The 17,106-nt window shown below is 60.2% G+C and carries 8 protein-coding genes; 4 read left to right on the plus strand and 4 right to left on the minus strand.

Features of this window, described 5'->3' with window-relative positions; translation table 11 throughout:
- Positions 1-142 precede the first annotated feature (142 nt).
- Together MTR72_RS38220 and MTR72_RS38225 are read right to left on the minus strand one after the other, a co-directional pair.
- Positions 143-352 (minus strand): hypothetical protein, encoded by a 210-nt coding sequence (locus tag MTR72_RS38220; RefSeq protein ID WP_341512187.1) that lies wholly within the window; start codon positions 350-352, stop codon positions 143-145.
- Positions 353-1,984: 1,632 nt separating this feature from the next.
- Positions 1,985-2,188 carry a hypothetical protein gene (locus MTR72_RS38225; protein ID WP_280969226.1) on the minus strand — a complete coding sequence of 68 codons (204 nt, stop codon included), beginning with the start codon at positions 2,186-2,188 and terminating at the stop codon, positions 1,985-1,987.
- Between the two features lie 394 nt (positions 2,189-2,582).
- Between MTR72_RS38225 and MTR72_RS38230 the strand changes: the two genes are divergently transcribed.
- Both MTR72_RS38230 and MTR72_RS38235 read left to right on the plus strand, forming a co-directional pair.
- On the plus strand, positions 2,583-2,792 hold the full coding sequence (locus MTR72_RS38230; protein ID WP_341512188.1) for a hypothetical protein: 210 nt from the start codon (positions 2,583-2,585) through the stop codon (positions 2,790-2,792).
- Between the two features lie 811 nt (positions 2,793-3,603).
- Positions 3,604-3,990 (plus strand): ectoine synthase, encoded by a 387-nt coding sequence (locus MTR72_RS38235; protein WP_280969228.1) that lies wholly within the window; start codon positions 3,604-3,606, stop codon positions 3,988-3,990.
- A 240-nt stretch (positions 3,991-4,230) separates the two neighbouring features.
- Here the strand turns inward: MTR72_RS38235 and MTR72_RS38240 are convergent, their stop codons facing one another.
- Positions 4,231-4,674 (minus strand): hypothetical protein, encoded by a 444-nt coding sequence (locus MTR72_RS38240; protein ID WP_280969229.1) that lies wholly within the window; start codon positions 4,672-4,674, stop codon positions 4,231-4,233.
- Between the two features lie 111 nt (positions 4,675-4,785).
- Here MTR72_RS38240 and MTR72_RS38245 point away from each other — a divergent pair, with 111 nt between their 5' ends.
- Complete coding sequence (locus tag MTR72_RS38245; RefSeq protein WP_341512189.1) at positions 4,786-14,523, plus strand: non-ribosomal peptide synthetase; 9,738 nt, start codon at positions 4,786-4,788, stop codon at positions 14,521-14,523.
- A gap of 398 nt (positions 14,524-14,921) precedes the next feature.
- Here the strand turns inward: MTR72_RS38245 and MTR72_RS38250 are convergent, their stop codons facing one another.
- A complete protein-coding gene (locus tag MTR72_RS38250; RefSeq protein WP_280969231.1) occupies positions 14,922-15,719 on the minus strand; it encodes an IclR family transcriptional regulator in 798 nt (265 codons plus the stop codon).
- A 206-nt stretch (positions 15,720-15,925) separates the two neighbouring features.
- Here MTR72_RS38250 and MTR72_RS38255 point away from each other — a divergent pair, with 206 nt between their 5' ends.
- Positions 15,926-17,086 (plus strand): aminotransferase class V-fold PLP-dependent enzyme, encoded by a 1,161-nt coding sequence (locus MTR72_RS38255; protein WP_341512190.1) that lies wholly within the window; start codon positions 15,926-15,928, stop codon positions 17,084-17,086.
- Positions 17,087-17,106 lie beyond the last annotated feature (20 nt).

Raw genomic sequence — 17,106 nt, forward strand, 5'->3', positions numbered from 1 at the left:
TGCCTTCATTTAAATCCCGCGCTCGACGTTCGGCACGCGAGGCTTTCTACGAGACGAGCTCGCGCAAAACCGTACGCCGCTGGCCATGGCGCGTGGTATGGTTTTCCACATGTGGAGGCCCGGCGATTGCAGATTGATCCGCTCAGGTTTCCGTAGGGATCCGCTTCCTCGAATCACTCCGTTTTCGCATGTAGTGCCCGTCTTTCTGAACGACCGACCTGATCTCCTGGCTGACGCTGGTCACGTGTGTTTTCTTTTTTCGCCACTTGCCGAACGAGCCGATGATAGGTGGTCGAGCTCCCTGGGGCACGACCAGCAATTCGTCGCTATCGTTTACGTAGACGTCGAACATGTTTGTCCCTCTCCAACCTTGCGGATGCCCCTTCCATGATCAGCAAGCGAAAGAGCGCGGGCGGTTGGACTCGCCTCTCGCTCTCTAACGCTCGCCTGCCCGACTCATCGAAATATCGTCCCCACACGCAGCAGCCCGTAAAAGAAAAGTCCGACCTTCGTCGGACTCTAAACTATTTACATTGTGCTCGGCATGCACAATCAATCGCCATCGAATCGCTCGTTGCGCCGGCGTGTGCATATGGTGTCCTTGCGGCGGCAATACGTGTTCTGATGCAATGCAGATTTCGCGATGACAGCCCATGCGCCGTTAAACTCCGGCACACGGAGCTACGAATCCAGGCCGTGATCTTGATGAAAGAGTTCGGTGATCGATTGTCTCAGATAGTTCGCGTTGCGCGCGCATCATACATTTTTTCCTGGCTTGCGCAGCATTTCTGCGCCAGATCAAACTCCGGCGCGACAAGTATCGACCCCTCGAACAATCAGGCACAGGAGCGCTGGAGGCGTCACCCTAGCAATCTTTCCGACACGCACAGCCTTTCGGTGGGCGGGCCCTTAAGAACAAGCAGGTATGAATGTGCTTCACAGGTAAGCCCCTAGCGGTCCTCACTATTGGCCTCACCACCTGCAGCACAATGCGTAGCTCGTCTCAAAGCGTCTGTTATCGCGGCAACGAGAAGAATCAAAGGCAGATCCAGCGATGAGAACGGGATTGTTGGTGTGATGGATCAGGCCTACGGATCGGAGTTGCCGCCGGTCCTGCAGAGATCGCCGAAACGCTTTCGTTGGGTCTTTGCAAGTTCGTCGATCGCCAGAAGCGCCAAGAGGGCACCTTCAGATCCTGGCCGGTTCAGAAGCCTTCGTATTGAAATCAACTCTCTAAGCTTCCCGGAAAGCAATAGCGAGGTTCTCGCAGATCGAGGCGAAAGCTTTTTTCGATTCCTCGTTCTCGAAGCAAAATCGCGCTCCTTCATCTGCGCGTTCGATCCACCAGTCGACTCTCAGTCCTCGGGAAATACGGGAGGCTTCTTCGCGCAATTGATCAAGTTGCCTTCCGTAGGCCCGAACGATCACACAACCTACCATCTCGAATGCTCTGCTCAAAATGAGACCTTGTGTTCCTGCGGAGCGGTGAGGATCCGCTTCACCTGTTCGGCTTGCTCTATGGTTAGATTGGTTGCCAAGCTGGTCCCAATCAGCGCTGGCCCCTTACGTTCTCGATCATAAACCATTCAACCCTTGCCGCCTTTGCGAACGAAAAATCTGTTTTGCGAAGAAGCGCCGTCGCTCAAGCCTGGTTCCCCGATTCTCTGCCTGATCCGTCACGATAGGGCCATGCGTCCGCCAGGGCGCATTTGCATATGTGAATCGTTTGACGCGTCGCTCGCTGCGAGAGGCAGATCTTTGAAGCAAGAGAGCGGTTCCCACTCAAGGCAGCGCGTCCACGCTTTGCGCACGCAGCCGGGTCTTATAGCTGACGTGCCGACGGGCGGCGGATCGATCAAACCGCTCTTCGACCGAAAAAGCGGCATTGACGGAGCGACTCAGCAATTGGCGTCAGATGGCCACGGAAATTATGGCCACGGAAAAGGAGGCGGTCAACTGACGCGAGCCGGTCTGCCGTCGCTGTTTACTCTGGCGCGAGCGCCGCAAGTGCACTTTCGATCACTGCGATTTCTTGACTGACCTGAGCGACCGCTTGCTTCGGATCAATTCCAGTAACACACTTCAGCTGCTGCAGTAGCTCCCGCCGATGCGCTAGAAGGTTCTCCAGCGCGATACGGTCGTTTAGTTTCACATAGCCGTCCACAATCAATCCAATCGAAAGAGACATCGAAACTCTCAAAAAGCTGTTCTCAACGAAGATGCGTATAGCACATCGGCAAACGATGTTCAGCTCGTCGGCAGAGAATACTGGCGGCCGAGCTTATTAGCGACAAGCGTCCGGCGGCGGGGGCGTTGCCGACTATTCCTCGCGCTTTACAAGCGTCCAGCTCTGTATGAGCGACTACCCGAGCAGAAAGACGGCGTATGGCGAGCCAAAATCGCTGCGGATCGTCGCGATGGAAATGCTAGGCTAGGTAAAGGAATGATATCACGAACTGCCATGGTCCTTATCCGCCTGCCGAACGGCTTCCGAGATGCGGCGACAGGCGGCGCGTTGACCGACGACATGCTCGCCTGAATATATCTTCGTAGAGATTGCGACGACGTCAGGAGCGTCCAGGATGCTCGATGAATATTTGGCCCGCATTCGTGCTCACCGCAACAACATCCACCGCTATCGTCGCCTGCTGAAGTCGAACCTGTCGGATGTCGAACGTCGGTTCATCGAAAGACGCCTCACCGAAGAGCAGACCGCGCTCGAGTCTCTTTCGGCCGAGGCCTTCCCGTTCGCGTTTAGCCTTCGGAAGGGGCCGGACATGCCGGCAAGCTAGGCGCGGAGCCGCGAACGACGCGCGCGTTCCGGACCACGCGATTTCTTGGCGACGGCATCATCATGAGCTCGAGACCGGGCAAATAATCGACGATATCCGCCTGCTGTTGGCCTAGCCCCGGGGACCTGATCTAGTGACCTGCACGTGGGTTCATTCGGCTCGGGTATCAGGTGCTCAATCTATATCGGCATTTACCCATAGCGGATTAAAAAGCCGCATTGTTCGAACGGTTCTCGCTCGCGGACCTGTTTGTATTCGGCCATATCTCGGCAGTTTGTTAGATTGGCTACACGCCCAGCCAAATCGTTCTCATTCGCTAGCCAGCTGAGACAGCCACAACTTTATCTTTCATCGGTCTGCGACCACGGCATGAGATTTGCTCAATTGGCTGAGACGCTGCGGAACCGTATTCGCGGCGAGAGGCACAGCAAGGAAGGAAACGGCTTGCCAAATCTGCGACTGGAGACAGTTTATGTCGCCGGCAATATCTCCAGCAGCATGCTGGGGAATACAAAGGTAAGCGGCGGTACCGCGCGAGACGTGGAACATCAAGTTGGTACGCGCCGATCGGGCTCGGCTGCGAAATACCCTCGCGCCGATATTGTTACTAGTCGCCGTCGGGCAAATGGCAAGTCTTTTGCGTGTAGCCGATCCCGTAGGACTACTGCACGGGTTCTCCGCGACCGACGGTCGGTTGTTTCGACGGAGACCGCAGTCGGTCGCGCGACAGGGAAGTCGCAGTTCCGGGGCAGAACAACGGCCTCCAGCTTTTGGATCAATCACTTCAACCTGCACCGGGCAATCGAACACTATGATTGTGCGTAGCCTGCACGACGTCGAAGCAACCGATCACTTCGTCGATTGGGGCAATGGTACTAGCCACCGCCTTCTGACGGATAAGGACGGCATGGGTTTTAGCATCTGCCACACCGTGGTGCGCGCTAACACCGTTTCGCTTCTGCAATACCGGAATCATCTCGAAGCCTGTTACTGCATCGCTGGAGAGGGCGAGGTCGAGGACATGGACGGCAATGTCTTTCCCATTCGCAAGGGTGACATGTATGTGCTTGACAAGCATGACAAGCATTTCCTGCGCGGGGGACGGGACAACGACATGATCCTCGTTAGCATCTTCAACCCGCCCCTCACCGGAACCGAGCGCCACAAGCTCGACGACCCGGCAGGCTCCACATATTGAGCGATGCGAAGAAACGCCAATCCAATATGAACTGCCGCCAATTGCGAGAAACATTTACTCGAGCGATCCAGGCACTGCCTCGTACCGCGCGCGCGGACCTCAGAAAAAGTCTTTGTCCCGGTTTTACGAGATGCGCACGTGATGCGGCTCGGCTGAGCTGACAAATTACTTTGGCATTCCAGGTCCATTTTCCCTTGTCCGGACCAGGCGATCGGAGGCTTGTGCCGATTGATAGCGCGCTCAGTTGTCCGATGTCTGGCGACGCTGTTGGACAGCTGACATAGCACTGCTGTGGCTATCGCATTGATTGCAGTCGATTTCACCTTTGGCACGATACATGCGTAATCCTCTCAAGGGCGCCATAGAGGAGAAGTCGTTCGATGAGAACGCCCACCAGAAACTCTGACTGGCAGCTGCGATACTGCCGGTACCATATTTGGTGATGCGGAAGGTCGGCAGGAAGATTGAGTGATCTGCTTCGGCGAAGGGTTTCGTCACATCAATGCAGGGCAGCCTAAGCCCCACAACAGATCCGAACCGGTGTGAGCGATTTACGTGAATCAAGGAAGTCGCCTTCCAATCTTGAGCGATGAACAGGTGCAGAGCATATCTGCCGCACATGAACTGCTGGCGCGTGGGGAGGAGTTTTGGCGACGGCGGCTCGAGCAGTTTAGAAGACTGCATCCTCCTTTCGTGTCATCGTCCGCGGCTGCAGCGCCTTCCCGATGGCAGTCGAGTTCGTGGTCCAGCCTAAGCACTTTGGCTAAACTATCCCCACAAGATCGCTCGGAGTATTTGGTAACGGCTTGGCTGATCTATCTCGCTCGGATCACGGGGGAAAAAGAATTTCAACTGGGATGGAAGCCTGCATGGGATGGATTGCAAACTGGCTCCAAACTCGTCGAGGTGTTGATCGCCTCCGTCGTGCCGATGGATGTTTGCATTGAGCTTGCTCATGATTTTGAAGAAGTGCGCAAAACCGTAGCGGCCGAAGTCGCTCAGCTGAGGACGCACGCTAGCTTTGCCCGGGATCTTATCGCGCGTTGCCCGACATTGAGAGGTGTGGAGGCGCTACGGGCGCGCCAGCCTTGGCCGATTGGCATTGCAATCACGACAGAGAGCTGTTCCGTCGCTGACGATCTGACGACGAGCCACAAAACGGGCCAAGCCTTATGCGGCAATTTGCTGACTTTTGAGGTTCGCGCTCCGGATGGGAGCTTCCGCTGGCATTTTGATGCCGCTCGATTGGCGACGAAGCAGATTGACCGCATGACGCAGCATTTGCAAACGTTGTTGCGCGGCGTGATGGACGATGCGGGGCAGGCTGTCGGCCGAATCGACATTCTGCCAACCGACGAACGCGCGTATCTACTGGAGGATTTGAATCGGACGGCGGCGCCTTATTCGTTTGAGCGATGTATCCATGAGCTATTCGAGGAGCGGGTGCAAAAGGCACCGGAAGCGGTGGCGGTGGTCCATGAGAAGGAGAGACTGAGCTATGGCGAACTCAATGCGCGGGCCAACCGGCTGGCGCATCATCTGATCGAGCTCGGGGTCAAGCCGGACCAGCCGGTAGCGATCTGCCTGGAACGCAGCCTAGCGATGGTGGTTGGTGTCTTGGCGATCCTGAAGGCCGGCGGCGCCTATCTGCCGCTAGATCCGGCTTATCCGTCGGCGCGGCTGCGGCAGATTGTCGACGATGCAGAACCGAAACTGCTGCTTTGCGATGTCGCCGGTCGAACCGCATTGGGCGCCGAAGCCGTGGCCGATATGACGGTGGTCGATCTGGAGACGGCGACCCCGACTTGGGGCGAGCGGCCGCCTTCGAACCCGGACCCGGGCACGCTTGGCCTCACATCGCGCCATCTCGCCTATGTCATCTATACCTCCGGCTCAACCGGAATCCCCAAGGGCGTTGAAATGTCGCATGGCGCGCTTGTGAATTCGCTTGCGGGGATTGGCACGTCACAACTGCGCACACTTCAATTCGCGACCCTGAACTTCGATGTGTCCTGCCAGGAATTGTTCATTTGTTGGAAGGACGGCGGAGTGCTTGTGCTCCTGCGGGAAGAGACCCGGAGGCGCTTCTCCGACCTGCTGGAATTTGTAGAGCGGGAGGCGATCGAGCGGCTTTTCCTCCCGTTCGTAGCATTGAATCATTTTGCGGAAGTCTGGAGCACGCAGCGCGTGCAGCTGCCCTCTTTAAGAGAGCTTTATACAGCCGGCGAGCGATTGCAGGCCACTCCACTGCTTAGGGCGTTCTTCGAAGCACACCCGAACGCGAGATTGATCAATCAATATGGGTCCACGGAAATCAGCGTCATTTCCGAGCACCACCTTGCGGGCGATCCGTCATGTTGGCCCCAGATGCCTCACGTGGGACGTCCAATCGCCAACACGCGGGTGTACCTGCTGGATGGCCATGGTGCGCCCGTGCCGTTCGGCGCGGTGGGCGAACTTTACATTGGCGGGGCGGGGGTGGCGCGGGGCTACCTGAACCGCCCTGAGCTGACAGCCGAGCGGTTCATCGCCAGTCCCTTTGTCGAGGGCGATCGGCTGTACCGGACCGGCGACCTGGCACGTTATCTGCCGGACGGCAATCTTGAGTTCCTGGGCCGTAACGACGATCAGGTGAAGATCCGCGGCTATCGCATCGAGCCGGGCGAGATCGTAGCAAAGCTTTGCGAGCACGCCTGGGTGCGCGAGGCGGTGGTGGTGGCGGGCCAGAACGGCGCCGGCGACAAGCATCTGATCGCCTATGTGGTCTGCGCGCCCGAGGCCGGCTCAGACGAGGGCGACGGAGGCGGGCTTGCGGGCGCCTTGCGGGCGCACTTAAGTGCGCGGCTGCCGGACTACATGGTGCCGAGTGCGTTCGTGCGGCTGGCCGCGCTTCCGCTCACGGTGAATGGCAAGCTCGATCGCAACGCGCTGCCGGCGCCGGCCGATCAGGCCTATGCGCTGGCGGCCTATGAGGCGCCGCAGGGTGCGGTCGAGACCGCGCTGGCGCGGATCTGGGCCGAGCTTCTCGGTGTCGAGCGCATCGGACGCCACGACCATTTCTTCGAACTGGGCGGCCACTCGCTCTTGGCCGTGCAGGTGTCGAGCCGGCTGTCACAGGCTGTCGGGGTCGAACTGTCGCTGTCGACGCTGTTCGCAAGGCCAGTGCTGACTGACCTGGCAGCAAGCATCGTCGAGCTGTTGAGCCGCTCCGGTCCGCAAGAGCTGCCGTCGATTGCGACCGTGTCGCGTCATGAGCCGCTTGTGCTGTCATTTGCGCAGCAGCGGCTATGGTTTTTGGCGCAGCTGAACGAAGACAGCACGAACTATCACATTCCGCTGACCTTGCGACTGCGCGGGATGCTCGACCACAGCGCCTGGCAGCGCAGCCTTGACCGTCTGTTTGCGCGTCATGAGGCGCTGCGCAGTGTCTTTGTCGCGACCCAGGGCAAGCCCCGGGTTGAGATTCTGCCCCCGGATGCGGGTCTGCCGATAGTTGAGCACGATCTGCGGGAGAGATCGGATGCGGAAGCGGCACTTTTGGATCTGTGCCAAGAAGAGGGACGCACGCCATTCGATCTTGCACGCGGTCCGCTGATCCGCGGGCGTCTGGTGCGGATGTCGGATGAGGAGCACGTCTTCCTGCTGACCCAGCATCACATCGTCTCGGACGGCTGGTCGATGGGCGTGCTGCTGCGTGAACTTAGCCAGCTCTACCGGGCATTCGCGGCTGGGCAGGACGATCCTCTGCCGCCGCTTGCGATCCAGTATCCGGATTACGCCGCCTGGCAACGCCAATGGCTGTCGGGGGAACGGCTGCAGAAGCAGGCGCAGTATTGGCGCAGCGCCCTGGCAGGCACGACCCGTCTTGTCTTGCCGACAGACCGTGTGCGGCCGGCCCAGCAGTCGTTTGCCGCGGCCACGGTCCCGATCGTCATCGATGCGGATCTGACGCGGGAGCTGAAGCGGCTGAGCCTGCAGCATGGCACGACGTTGTTCATGACGGTGTTGGCGGCCTGGGCGGCGGTGCTGTCGCGTCTGTCGGGGCAGGACGATCTTGTGATCGGCGTGCCGAGCGCCAATCGGGGGCATCGGGAGATCGAAGGGTTGATCGGCTTCTTCGTCAACACCCTGGCGCTTCGGCTGGACCTGTCAGGCGAGCCGAGCGTGTCGGAGCTTCTGGAGCGGACGCGGCGCACGGTGCTGGCTGCGCAAGAGCATCAGGACCTGCCGTTCGAGCAGGTGGTGGAGATCGTGCAGCCGCCCCGGGCTCTTGATCACACGCCGTTGTTGCAGGTGATGCTGGCTTGGGAGAACAATGCGGTTGGGTCACTGGACCTGCCGGGGCTGAGTGTGGAGGCTGCTTCCGACGGGATCGATCAGATCAAGTTCGATCTGGAGCTGAGCCTTGGCGAGCATGGCGAGGAGATCGCCGGAACACTGGGTTATGTTACGGCGCTGTTCGATCGCGCGACGATCGAGCGGCAGCGTGGTTATCTGCTGGCGTTGCTGCGGGCGATGGCTGCCGATGCGCAGCAAGAGGTCCGCCGCATCGACATCCTGCCGGCCGAGGAGCGCAGCTATCTCTTGGAGGAGTTGAACCGGACGGCGGCGCCTTATCCGTCGGAACGGTGCATCCACGAGCTGTTCGAGGCGCAGGTGCACAAGGCGCCGGAGGCGGTGGCGCTGGTCTGCGAAGCTGAGCGGCTGAGCTATGGTGAGCTCAACGCACGGGCCAACCGGCTGGCGCATCATCTGATCGCCCTCGGGGTCAAGCCGGACCAGCCGGTGGCGATCTGCCTGGAACGCAGCCTGGCGATGGTGGTCGGGCTTTTGGCGATCCTCAAGTCGGGCGGTGCCTATCTGCCGCTGGACCCGGCCTATCCCAGCGAGCGGCTGCGGCAGGTTGTCGACGATGCAGCGCCGCGGCTGCTGCTTTGCGATTCCGCCGGACGCGCAGCACTCGGCCGCGAGGTGCTGGATGCTGTGACGGTGGTCGATCTGGCGACGGCCACGCCGGCCTTGGCCGAACGGCCGGATGTGGACCCTGACCCGCGCACGCTTGGCCTCACATCCAGTCATCTCGCCTATGTGATCTACACCTCAGGCTCAACCGGAACGCCCAAAGGAGCGCAGAATGAGCATCGGGCCATTATCAATCGCCTGATCTGGATGCAAAAAGCCTACGCACTCAATGCGACTGACGTTGTCTTGCAGAAGACCTCATTTGGCTTCGATGTTTCGGTCTGGGAATTCTTCTGGACGTTGCTTGAAGGGGCGAGCCTGGTGCTGGCGCTTCCTGGTGCGCACAAAGACCCCGATGCGCTTGTCAACTTGATAGTCAGCCAACGCATCACCACGGCACACTTTGTACCATCCATGCTGATCAGCTTTATTGACGCGAAGGGTGTTGATCGCTGCACATCGCTGAAGCGTCTCATCTGTAGTGGTGAGGCGCTGTCTACCTCCCTTGCGCAGAAGGTTCGTCGCGTATTGCCTTGGACCGGTCTGCACAATCTATACGGTCCCACGGAAGCTGCTATCGACGTGACGGCCTGGACTTGTCCGGCTGATTTTGATGGGTCAGTGGTCCCGATCGGGCGCCCGATTGCCAACACGCGGGTGTACCTGCTGGATGGCCATCGCGCGCCCGTGCCGTTCGGCGCGGTGGGCGAGCTTTACATCGGCGGGGCGGGGGTGGCGCGGGGCTACCTGAACCGCCCCGAACTGACAGCCGAGCGGTTCATCGCCAGTCCCTTTGTCGAGGGCGATCGGCTGTACCGGACCGGCGACCTCGGGCGTTATCTGCCGGACGGCAATATTGAGTTCCTGGGCCGCAACGACGACCAGGTGAAGATCCGCGGCTTCCGAATCGAGCCGGGCGAGATCGTCGCAAAGCTTTGCGAGCACGCCCTTGTGCGCGAGGCGGTGGTGGTGGCGCGCCAGAGCCGCGCCGGTGACAAGCATCTGATCGCCTATGTGGTCTGCGCGCCGGAGGCTGCGGACGAAGGCGATGGAGGCGGGCTTGCGGGCGCCTTGCGCGCGCACTTGAGTAGCCGGCTGCCGGACTACATGGTGCCGGCGGCGTTCGTGCCGATCGCGGCCCTGCCGCTGACGCCGAACGGCAAGCTCGATCGGAACGCGCTGCCGGCGCCGGCCGACGAGGCCTATGCGCTGGCGGCCTATGAGGCGCCGCAGGGTGCGGTCGAGACCGCGCTGGCGCGGATCTGGGCCGAGCTTCTCGGTCTCGAGCGCATCGGACGCCACGACCATTTCTTCGAACTGGGCGGCCACTCGCTCCTGGCCGTGCAGGTCTTGGAGCGGCTGCGGCGGCTGTCGCTCGGGGTGGAGGTACGTACCTTGTTCGCCAGGCCGGTGCTGGCCGATCTTGCCGCCGGCCTCGGTAGTCATCACGAGGTGGCAGCCCCCGTCAACCTGATCACCGAGCAAAGCACCGCCATTACGCCGCCAATGCTGCCGCTTATTGAGCTGACACAGGGCGAGATCGATCGGATCGTCGCCACAGTGCCCGGCGGCGTCAGCAACATCCAAGACATCTATGGCCTCTCGCCGCTGCAAGACGGCATCCTGTTCCATCATCTGCTAGCCAGTCGGGGCGATCCCTACCTGATGGTGTCGCAGGTGGCGTTTGCCGAGCGTGACCTGTTGGAGCGTTATCTTGGTGCGGTTCAGCAGGTGGTGGATCGGCACGATATCCTGCGTACGGCGTTTGTTTGGGAAGGGCTGTCGAGCCCGGTCCAGGTCGTCTGGCGGCGCGCGCCGCTACACGTGAGCGAAGTCGAGCTGGACGGCTGCGAAAGCTCCGGTGCCGAAGAGCTCCGGCGCCGGTTTGATCCGCGCCGGCAGCGCATCGAAATTGGCCAGGCGCCCTTGTTGCGGTTTGTGATAGCGCGCGAGCCGGACAGCAGGGGCTGGCTGCTGCTGCAGTTGCAGCACCATTTGATCGGCGATCACACGACGCTGGAGGTGATGCATACCGAGGTGCGCGCCGTGCTGGAGGGGCGCGTGCACGAGTTGTCACAGCCCCAGCCGTTCCGCAATCTGGTTGTGCAAACTCGGCTGGGCGTGAGTGCACAAGCGCACGAAGAGTTCTTCCGAAAGATGCTGGCCGACATCGACGAGCCCACCGTGCCGTTCGGGCTAAGCGAGGTCTACGGCGACGGCAGCGGCGTCGGCGAGGCGCATCGGATGCTGCCGCAGGCGCTCAACGAGCGGCTGCGCGAACAGGCGCAGCGGCTCGGGGTGAGCTTGGCCAGCCTGTGCCATCTGGCCTGGGGGCAGGTGGTGGCGCGCAGCAGCGGCCGAGAGCAGGTGGTGTTCGGCACAGTGCTGTTCGGCCGGATGCATGCGGGGGCGGGCGCCGACCGTACAATGGGTCTGTTCATCAACACGCTGCCTGTGCGGCTTGCCCTGGACGAGACCGGGGCTGCGGCGAGCGTGCGCAGCACCCACGCGCAGCTTTCCGAGCTGCTGGCGCACGAGCATGCTTCGCTGGCGCTGGCGCAACGCTGCAGCGGCGTTGCGGCGCCGGCGCCGCTGTTCAGCGCGCTGTTGAACTACCGTCACAACAGGCCGGCGGCCACGCCCGGTTTCGGAACGGATGATGTCCTGTCGGGCGTGGAATGGCTCGGCGGCGAGGAGCGCACCAACTATCCCGTAAACTTGTCGGTCGAGGACTATGGCGAAGCGCTCGGCCTGACGGCGCAGGTGGCGGAGCCTGTCTCTGCTGATCGGGTCTGCGGCTACATGCAGCGGGCGCTCGAGCAACTGGCCGAGGCGCTGCAGCATGCCCCCAACATGCCGGTGCGCGAGCTCGACATCCTGCCGGCCGAGGAGCGCAGCTATCTCTTGGAGGAGTTGAACCGGACGGCGGCGCCTTATCCGTCGGAACGGTGCATCCACGAGCTGTTCGAGGCGCAGGTGCACAAGGCGCCGGAGGCTGTGGCACTGGTCTGCGAAGATGAGCGGCTGAGCTATGGTGAGCTCAACGCACGGGCCAACCGGCTGGCGCATCATCTGATCGCCCTCGGGGTCAAGCCGGACCAGCCGGTGGCGATCTGCCTGGAACGCAGCCTGGCGATGGTGGTCGGGCTTTTGGCGATCCTCAAGTCGGGCGGTGCCTATCTGCCGCTGGACCCGGCCTATCCCGGCGAACGGCTGCGGCAGGTTGTCGACGATGCAGCGCCGCGGCTGCTGCTTTGCGATGCCGCCGGACGCACAGCACTCGGCCGCGAGGTGCTGGACGCTGTGACGGTGGTCGATCTGGCGACGGCCACGCCGGCCTGGGCCGACCGGCCGGATGCGGACCCCGACCCGCGCGCGCTTGGCCTCACATCCAGCCATCTCGCCTATGTGATCTACACCTCAGGCTCCACGGGGACCCCAAAGGGCGTCATGATCCAGCATCGAGGGCTGGTCAATCTGCTGTTGGCTCAACTCGGCCTTTTTCGCGCTTCTTCTAAGAGCCGAGTCGTGCAGTTCGCCTCCATTGGATTTGATGCAAGCGCTTGGGAGCTTGTTATGGCGTTTGGCTCTGGAGCCGCATTGCACTTGCCTGCGGATGAGATCCGTCAAGCGAGTAACAAGCTATCGGATTATCTCCGAAGCGAAGCTATCACCCATGCGACGTTACCCCCCGCGTTGCTACCGGCAAGCAAGAATCTGGGATGTTTGGCTTCGCAAGTTCTCATTCTTGCTGGCGAGCTGCCGAAGGCTGAACTCATCCGAAGTCTCGCCCAGGCATCAATTGTCAACGCTTATGGCCCGACCGAGACAACAGTTTGCGCGACGGTCTGGAATTGCCCTGCCGATTTTGATGGGGCAGTGGTCCCGATCGGGCGCCCGATTGCCAACACGCGGGTGTACCTGCTGGATGGCCATGGCGCGCCCGTGCCGTTCGGCGCGGTGGGCGAGCTTTACATCGGCGGGGCGGGGGTGGCGCGGGGCTACCTGAACCGCCCTGAACTGACGGCCGAGCGGTTCATCGCCAGTCCCTTTGTCGAGGGCGATCGGCTGTACCGGACCGGTGACCTCGGGCGTTATCTGCCGGACGGCAATATTGAGTTCCTGGGCCGCAACGACGACCAGGTGAAGATCCGCGGCTACCGCATCGAGCCGGGCGAGATCGTCGCAAAGCTTTGCGAGCACGCCTGGGTCCGCGAGGCGGTCGTGATGGCGCGCCAGAGCCGCGCCGGCGACAAGCATCTGATCGCCTATGTGGTCTGCGCGCCCGAGGCCGGCGCCCCCGAGGCCGGCTCGGTCGAGGGCGATGGAGGTGGGCTTGCGGGCGCCTTGCGCGCGCACTTGAGTAGCCGGCTGCCGGACTACATGGTGCCGGCTGCGTTCGTGCCGATCGCGGCGCTGCCGCTGACGGTGAACGGCAAGCTCGATCGGAACGCGCTGCCGGCGCCGGCCGACGAGGCCTATGCGCTGGCGGCCTATGAGGCGCCGCAGGGTGCGGTCGAGACCGCGCTGGCGCGGATCTGGGCCGAGCTTCTCGGTGTCGAGCGCATCGGACGCCACGACCACTTCTTCGAACTGGGCGGCCACTCGCTCCTGGCCGTGCAGATGCTCAGTCGAGCATTAGAACTTGGGCTGAGCTTTAGCGCTGCCGACCTCTTCCAAACCCCTGTTCTGAAGGAATTTGCATCAAAGATTCATGTGGAGCCACAGCCCAGTAGCCGAGGGGTGATTTCCGTTCGATCAACCGGATCGCAGCCACCGCTGTTCTTTGTCCCCACAGGTTTTGGGGATTGTTCCTATGTCTTCGGTTTGGTAGCGGAAATGGATGTAGATTGCCCCGTCTACGCTCTGCCGTGGCCGCCCTTCAATGACGTTTGTTCACCAACTCTTGAGACGATGGCCGCAGAGGTGATCCTTGCGATTAAAGAGATCCAGCCACGAGGCCCATACCGCTTTGCTGGATACTCATCAGGTGCAATCCTGGCCTATGCAATCGCCGAGCAATTCCTGAGCATCGACGAACTTGTATCATTCATGGCGTTCATCGATGTTAGTTCACCTGCAGATTCTTCTGGCGCATCACATATCAATTTGGCTCGAGAATTTGTTTTGGAGCGTTGTGGAATCTCGCGCGATGAATATGGCGAGGTTTTCGAACGACACCCTGAGCAATGTTCCATTTTTGAGTTGCTCGAAAAGGCGCAGCAAATGGGAGCGTTACCTCCAGACCACGATCTCCACGGCGATGTTTCGATGTATCAAAGGGCCGCGACATTTCACCGGGCGCTACACTCGTACCGAGTGCCGTCGCTCCCGATCGAGATACATCAGTTTTATGCCAGTGAGCCTCTTATCAGCCCTGAGGTACAACCTGACGAACAACTGCATCGCAAGGCAAACTCGCCAAACAAGGGTTGGGACTTGGTTTTGAATGCGGGGGCCATTCATGCGGTCCCAATGCCAGGCAACCACACCACAATGGTAAGCAATCCAGAAAACCGGCAAGTTCTGGCTCGGGCCATTTCAGCTGCCTTAATCGGGACTATCGAATAGACCCAAAGAACTTTCTCCGAAAGCTGAGGGTTCGAAGGTTGGTCTCGAGCTCCGGCGCTGCTCGGATAAGGGCGGAAGCTAATCATTTCTTTATGTTTATGTCAGGGATCGCTGACATCCCGAAATGTTGGCGATCGCCGACCTTTTAAGGTGTCAGCGATCGCTTACACATGACAGTAAGCGCACGCTGACATGCGGATGGACTATGTTCATACACACACCTGCTGATCTCGGCGCCGTCATTCGCGACAGGCGCAAACACTGAAGCAGCCGGCGATTTCATTCAGAATAGGCGAGGCGACTGGCGAAACCGACGAGATCGTCGATCACATCGATGGTGATACGTTCTCAGCCGATCACGCTCTCTCTCCTGCCCAGAAGGCCGGCGCTGAGGATCATCAAGTATCCTCAAGTGTGTCGTCTTCACTGTCTGTCTGAAGGATGGTTTGCGATAGCAGCGCGGCGGCTCTTTGAAGTGGAGGAATGAAGCGATCCAGCTCTGTGAAGCTCACTCGCGCCACGGGCACCGATACGCCAAGGCAGGCGATCAGCTCTCGGTCCGGGGAAACGATGGGGACCGCGCAGCCAACGACGCCCTTCACGTATTCCTCGTTGGTCTTGGCCCATCCGCGACGGCGAGTTTCCTCGAGAAGCTTCATGAGGGTGTCGTAATCCACGATGGTGTTGTCGGTGTACCGTGTCAGAGCGAGCGAACGACATAACTTCTCACGCGCTCTCTCAGGTAACCGACTCATGTAGATTTTTCCAGTCGAGGTGCAGTGAAGGGGAGCAGCCTCGCCGGGATTGAATTGAAGCCCCTGTGGTTGGGACACCCGTACGCTGTCGACGTAAGCGACGACGTTGTCGCGCACGACGCCAATTTCGCACTGTTCGCCGATCTCGCTGGCAACCGCGCGCAGCACCGCGTGTCGCCGCGCCGTGCGAAAAGCCGCGCCGATGACTTTGGCGGACAGTGTGACCAGCTGATTGCCCACCGCGTAGCGCTTGGATCCAAGCGCCTTCTGGAGAAGGCCGCGTTCTTCCAGGTTTCCAACAAGCCGATGGGCTGTCGGAACGGGTAACGAAAGGGCGTTCGCGATCTCCGCGACCGAGACGGCCTTCGTCTGATGAGCGACGTAACCGATGATGGCGAATGCTCGGTCGAGCGGTCCAGCCGTTCGTTCTTGCTGCGTCACGCGAATCTCCCATAGAGGTAAATTATCATTTTTTGGAATAAATACTACTACAATATGAAAAATACGTTAGACGCGCTTGCCCTTTGCTCATAACGTTGGCGCTGTCGTCTCATGATCAGAGATTGTGCAGCGCGCAGTGTGTTGGGCCTGCGGCTGGGGCCCGAATTCGACCGGTGCGAGGCGAGGTGTCCAAAAAGGAGATGGGAATGTCGCGTCATTACGACGTGGAAGCTGTGCGCAAGGAGTTCCCGGCAGCCGAAAGGATGGTCTACCTCGATTCCGGCTTTCAGACGCCGCTGGCGCGACCTGTAAAGACGGCGATCGACACCTTCCTTCGTGAAGGCTTGGAGACAGCCGGACCGAAAAGCGTATGGCTCGATCGGGTTGAGCAAACGCGTGCCAAGGTCGCCCGTTTCCTTGGTGTGTCAGCCGACGAAATCGCCTTCACGAAGAACACATCGGAAAGCATGAACGTCGCGGCGAATGCGTTGCCTCTGCGAGCCGGTGATAAAGTTTTGATGATCCACGGAGATCATCCAAATAACGCCTATGCCTTCCTCAATTTGAAAAAGAAGGGCGTCCAGATCGACTTCCTTCCGATGACGGATGTCGTCAACGCGGACACTTTCCTTCCCCACATCGATGAAAAAACTCGCGCGATATCGCTGTCGCACGTCACCTTCCACGCCGGACATCGCTTCGACATCGAGAGCATCGGCTCTCTTTGCGCGGATAAGAAGCTGTATTTCGTCGTCGACGTCATGCAGGCGATCGGGGTCGTTCCGATCGACGCGAAAGCTATTCAGGCAAGCTTCGTTGGCTCCGGCAGTCACAAGGGATTGCTCGTCCCTCAAGGTCTTGGATTGCTCTATTGGAATAAGAAGCTGGCGGAGTTGGAGCCTGCCTATCTCGCCGCTGCCAGCTTGGCCGAGATTCCTGACGACCTTATCGCGCGTGCCGATCGCTTGTCGCCATCTCCGAGCGCGCGACGTTTCGAACTAGGAAACTTCAACCTTCCCGCAATTCACGCGCTCGGCGCCTCCCTCGACATGATCGAGCAGATTGGCGTGACAAACATTCAGAACCATTGCTTCGACCTGGGCGATCATCTTATCGCCCAACTGGACGAGCTCGGCCTCAGTCTCGTCGGTCCGCGTCAGCGAGACCATCGCTCGCCACACATCTACGTCGTTGGTCTGCCCGCGACAGAATGGCTCGGCTACTTCGAAGAGAATGGCGTGCGTGTTTCCCCCGAGCGCGACGGCATTCGCGTGTCGTTCGGCATGTTCAACACGGTCGACGATGTGGACTGTCTGGTGCATCTCATCCGTGGACGCCAGTCAAAAAAGTCATTCAGGGCCGCTTAGGATTTGGCATGGGAGCGGCT

Origin of the sequence: Bradyrhizobium sp. ISRA442, assembly GCF_038085055.1 — a bacterium.
Classification (GTDB): Bacteria; Pseudomonadota; Alphaproteobacteria; order Rhizobiales; family Xanthobacteraceae; genus Bradyrhizobium.

Excerpts from the sequence above, each read along its gene's own strand:
- MTR72_RS38220 (WP_341512187.1), bottom strand. The coding sequence starts at position 352 with ATGTTCGACGTCTACGTAAACGATAGCGACGAATTGCTGGTCGTGCCC.
- MTR72_RS38225 (WP_280969226.1), bottom strand. The coding sequence starts at position 2,188 with ATGTCTCTTTCGATTGGATTGATTGTGGACGGCTATGTGAAACTAAAC.
- MTR72_RS38230 (WP_341512188.1), top strand. The coding sequence starts at position 2,583 with ATGCTCGATGAATATTTGGCCCGCATTCGTGCTCACCGCAACAACATC.
- MTR72_RS38235 (WP_280969228.1), top strand. The coding sequence starts at position 3,604 with ATGATTGTGCGTAGCCTGCACGACGTCGAAGCAACCGATCACTTCGTC.
- MTR72_RS38240 (WP_280969229.1), bottom strand. The coding sequence starts at position 4,674 with ATGCAGTCTTCTAAACTGCTCGAGCCGCCGTCGCCAAAACTCCTCCCC.
- MTR72_RS38255 (WP_341512190.1), top strand. The coding sequence starts at position 15,926 with ATGTCGCGTCATTACGACGTGGAAGCTGTGCGCAAGGAGTTCCCGGCA.